This window comes from Natronomonas aquatica, from assembly GCF_024449025.1.
GTDB lineage: Archaea > Halobacteriota > Halobacteria > Halobacteriales > Haloarculaceae > Natronomonas > Natronomonas aquatica.
The window spans coordinates 1-3,383 of record NZ_JAHLKM010000064.1; the positions used below are offsets into that span (position 1 = coordinate 1).

Annotated in this window: 2 protein-coding genes and 4 pseudogenes; 5 read left to right on the plus strand and 1 reads right to left on the minus strand. The window is 53.3% G+C overall.

Translation table 11 applies throughout. From position 1 onward, the window contains the following. Nucleotides 1-335 (minus strand): annotated as a pseudogene (locus KM295_RS16690) (hypothetical protein); the annotation flags it as partial. Nucleotides 336-653: 318 nt separating this feature from the next. Between KM295_RS16690 and KM295_RS16695 the strand changes: the two are divergent. From KM295_RS16695 to KM295_RS16715, 5 genes and pseudogenes are all read left to right on the plus strand, one after another. Then, nucleotides 654-854, plus strand: coding sequence for a hypothetical protein (locus tag KM295_RS16695; protein ID WP_256031505.1), 201 nt, complete (start codon nt 654-656; stop codon nt 852-854). A 92-nt stretch (nt 855-946) separates the two neighbouring features. Continuing rightward, nucleotides 947-1,372: a DUF5518 domain-containing protein gene (locus tag KM295_RS16700; RefSeq protein ID WP_256031506.1), complete on the plus strand. Its 426-nt coding sequence runs from the start codon at nt 947-949 to the stop codon at nt 1,370-1,372. 149 nt (nt 1,373-1,521) lie between these two features. Next, nucleotides 1,522-2,616: pseudogene (locus KM295_RS16705) on the plus strand (RNA-guided endonuclease InsQ/TnpB family protein); the annotation flags it as partial. A 70-nt stretch (nt 2,617-2,686) separates the two neighbouring features. Next, nucleotides 2,687-2,776 (plus strand): annotated as a pseudogene (locus tag KM295_RS16710) (transposase); the annotation flags it as partial. Between the two features lie 2 nt (nt 2,777-2,778). Next, nucleotides 2,779-3,383, plus strand: a pseudogene (locus tag KM295_RS16715) (RNA-guided endonuclease TnpB family protein); the annotation flags it as partial.

Here is a 3,383-nt window from a genome sequence, read left to right on the forward strand (position 1 = left end):
TGATGTCGTCCAGCCGACCCATTATGCAGAAATACGATTGCTATAGTAAATACTTTCGCACGACCGTATGAAAGGACGACAAAATACGCCGAACTGAGGACGATCGCTCCGGCGAACAGGCCACCGGCAACAGTGCCTGACACGGGGAGTGTCAATCCGAGGGCTGCTTCGATCTCGCCTGCCGGCCCGTCCGAAAAGACGCTAACGACCGCCGTGTTGATCGAAGCCTGTGTCAGTAACTGGAGTGCGAGAAACACGACAAGCAGTATTCCACCAGTCGGTGTGAGTATTCGCTTGATCCCATCACTGATCGCTCGCCCAAGTTGGAGGGTCATATCTCATCTATGAGACGATGGGCTAATAAACAGAAGGAAGGCTCATATCGAATTTTTACTCTCACACGATGGATTCGCGTCACCAACGGGCCGTTCAACGAGTCACTCACTCAGATCAACGGTATGCTCATCTCGCTCGCACTCGCCATCGATTAAACCGTGTACTGCAATACTGGTGTGATTATACGTCCAGACCGGGTCCGAGGTATTCGACCACGATAAACCCAGAAATCGTCGAATCAAATCCTGAGACGTATTCTACACCCACCCCATTTGCATCAATAAAAGACCGATTGGGGAGCGATAGTATCGCAGATCATGAGTGACTTGTCGTTTCAAGATTCGGTTGGTATTTTGATCGTCTTTGGGATGATGATTTCTGTAAAAAACCTTGCCGGGATCGCACAGGCACTTGTCGTGTGTGTCGGTATCGTCATCGCATTACCGTGGATGCTAAAATTCGTCTTCGGAGGCTACGCGGACGTGATTACGTCAGGAGACACAGTAGACAAGGATTGAATCTGTTATATGCTCTCAAATTCGAATAGGTATCTTCAATATCAGTTTGATCTAACAGATCGAATATAAGCCGCTCTGTTGTATTGGCCAGTATGGATATAGATTGGTTTGAAAAAGATACCCCAACGTATGTGTATGCGGTTTTTGGGGGAGTAGTCGGTATACTGGTGGTGACCGTACATAATCTGTTCGTCGGTGCGGAGTCGTATTATAACCTCTCAGGAGTGATTATTGGTAGTGGTTTCGCCGGATTTCTCGCCGCGAGCGGATCGGGTCATTTCAAGAGAGCCGGTATGGGGGCCGGCATTCTCGGGACAGTGCCTGCCTTTGCCTGGTCGTCTCACTTTCTACGTAACTGGTTTATCACTTCGGCTTCGGGAGGTGGGCCGGTAATTGCGGTTGTGTTGCTTTGTTTTCTTGTCCTTGCGGTGGGTATGTTGGGGATATTGATTGGCGTATTCGGCGGCTTCTTTGGTGGGTGGCTCGCTAAAAAAACCAATCCGGACATCAGTGTATAACAGGGAGTTTGAGGCCGTAGAGGAGTTCAATGACGCGATCGGCTTTACACAATTTCAAGGAGAATGCCCCGGGGCTTGACCCCGGGATTGAATCCGACAAATCGTAGTACAAACCATTAAGTAGACATATCTCTAATCAAGAGAAAGCGATGGAGTATAGTTACCGCTACCCCGCATACCCGACACAAGAGGTAGCCGGTGAACTGGAACGTCACATCGACATTCATCGCCAAGCGTACAACTACACCCTCTACGAGTACGAGAACGTGGACGCTGACGACATCGGCTCCACGTACAGACACCACTCCCGACTTCCCGACTGGAAAAACGAGTTCCCTGTCTTCTCAGAAGTCAACTCGAAGGCTCTGCAACCAACCGTTACACGGTTCTACCAGAATCTCTCGAATCTGAAAGCCCAGAAAGACAACGGGAACAAGGTCGGGAAACTCAACTGGAAGTCACCACGGGAGTTCCAGAGTATGACGTTTTCGCAGTCCGGCTTCGAACTCAAAAACACGAGTGGCCGACGTGCGACACTCTGGCTCTCGAAAATAGGTGACATCAAAATACGCTATCACCGCGAGATCCCTGCCGAAGCGGCCATCAAAGAAGTCACAGTCAAGAAGGAGACGACCGGCGAGTGGTTCGTCTCTTTCGGTCTGGAAACTGACGAGGCTGACTTGCCCGAGAAACCCGACGTGGACTCGCTCGACGCGAGTAACAGCGTCGGAATCGACCTCGGCATCCTCAACTACATCCACACCTCGGACGGCAAGACAGTGGACTGGCTTGCCCTCGAAGACGAGTACGACCGACTCCGACGCGAGCAACGTAAGCTGTCTCGCAAGGAGCAAGGATCGAACAACTACGAGAAGCAACGCCGGGAAGTGGCGAAGGTCAAGCGTCACACCAAGCGGAAGGTGCTGGACTACCAGCACAAGATTACGACGTGGCTCGTCCATGAGTACGAGGCCGTGTTTATTGAGGACTTGAACGTGAGGGGGATGCTTCAGGGCGACGGGAACGCTCGGAACAAGCAGGATGCGGCGTGGCGACAGTTCATTACGCTCCTCGAATACAAGGCTGACCTGTACGGCTGTCACGTCGTGCAGGTCGAAGCACGAGGCACGACGAAAGAATGTGCGTCGTGTGGTGTGGAGACGGCAAAGCCAATTTGGGTCAGGGAACACTCTTGCCCGTCGTGCGGATTCGAGACTGAAAGGGACACAAACGCCGCAGTTAACGTGTTACAACGAGGATTTTCTGAGTTAGGGCTGGGATGGCCCGAAGACACGCCCGTGGAGACTGTGACCGCTGTGGACACGCTCGTACTTCGTCTCAAGTGCAGGCGACGTATCCAGCGAGGTCCTTGGGGAGTACATCGACGCCCAAGCAGGTGAGTAGTCATGCAACGGAATGTCTCAACCACGGTGCGGGTCAAACTCCACTCGCTGACTAATAGGAAAGCCGACCTGCTCGCCCGTGAGTACTAGGCATTCCAGACCGAGGTTCACGGCGGGGACGCTGACCTCTACTCTGCGACCAAACAACAGGCGTCGAAAGTCCAGCGACAGAAAGACCCGAACCCCGCCACCGAACAACCCGTCGTGCTCCGTAATGACGTGTTCGAGGTGTCCTACGATGAGGATACTGTCCTGTCGTCGTGGTGGGTGAAAATCCCCGTCTACGACCCCGAACGGGGACGAGGAAACTCCATCTGGTGTCCCACCCACGTCCCACACAAGGACGAACAGCTCGTTCGCAAGGGCGATATTCGGGACAGCGAACTAGTGCGCCGTGACGGTGACTGGTACGTCCATCTCGTCGTCAAACGGTCTGTGACCGTCCAAGACGAGTACGGCGACGTACTCGCCATCGACATGGGCGCACGATGGGTCGCCACCTGCGTATTCCTTTCCGACCGCAAAACCACCTTCTACGGCGAGGAAGTGCGCCGTATCCGCGAACACTACAAGCAACTCCGAAAGTCCATCGGGAAATCGAAGCCTCG

Excerpts from the sequence above, each read along its gene's own strand:
- KM295_RS16695 (WP_256031505.1), top strand. The coding sequence starts at position 654 with ATGAGTGACTTGTCGTTTCAAGATTCGGTTGGTATTTTGATCGTCTTT.
- KM295_RS16700 (WP_256031506.1), top strand. The coding sequence starts at position 947 with ATGGATATAGATTGGTTTGAAAAAGATACCCCAACGTATGTGTATGCG.